Annotated in this window: 1 protein-coding gene; it reads right to left on the reverse strand. The window is 59.5% G+C overall.

From position 1 onward, the window contains the following. Positions 1 to 328 precede the first annotated feature (328 nt). Positions 329 to 766, reverse strand: a 438-nt coding sequence (locus tag ACFFJK_RS22910) for a transposase (protein WP_379681962.1), incomplete at its 5' end; no start/stop codon positions are given.

A 766-nucleotide genomic window follows, 5' to 3' on the forward strand; every position in this document is an offset into this window, starting at 1 on the left:
GCTACTTCGACCGACTGGGCGTACCCCGCCTGTCTTGACCTCAACTACTCGAACCGCCCGGTGCGGACCCGCATGCCGGGTGGTGTGGCAGGGGAGCGGCCCTCAGGGCCGCCCCCTATGCCGATTTGGGGGTTAAAGGTGGCCTTCAGAATGCGGCGTTATCGGTTGAATGGTCTCACCTTCAAACCGTCGTTCCGCCGCAGGCCGGAACCCAATTTTACGCGCAGACCTCGGCCGCATCCGCGAAGCGCAATCGGCGCGTTACGGAATTGGATCCCGGCCTGCGCCCTAACCTAGCCCCACATCTTTGCAAGTCTCCACCCCTGCATCACTCCGTTGAACCGCTGGAGGCCGTGCAGCATGGTAATAGGGCCAGCCTTGGTTTCGCTAGGGCTGCCCTTCCAGCACCCAGCCGGGCAATGATCCACGCTACCCAAGCCATGCTGCGCAAGGCAAATGGGTTTTTCAGTTTGGCGGTCTTGCCCTGGAATTTTTCTTGCAGCTTGCTCAGCACGTCGATCTCATCGTCGTCAAACGCATCGCTTGCTGGTTGCCCAGTGTCGTTGTCGCGTGCACTGACTAGTTGGAGCGTGCGCACGGCTGCCAATGTAGCGATGCTTGTAAGCTTCAGCAGTTCGCCAGACTCTTCCAGCTGGCTCGATTCCAGTCCAAGGCCCTGTCGCTTGAGCGTTCGAAACAGCTGTTCGATCTGCCAGCGCTGCTTGTACCAAGCCACTATTTGAAGCGCCTGTTCCACGTCTTGTAC

This window comes from Massilia consociata (genome assembly GCF_042432755.1).
In the GTDB taxonomy this organism is placed as follows: Bacteria; Pseudomonadota; Gammaproteobacteria; order Burkholderiales; family Burkholderiaceae_D; genus Telluria; species Telluria consociata.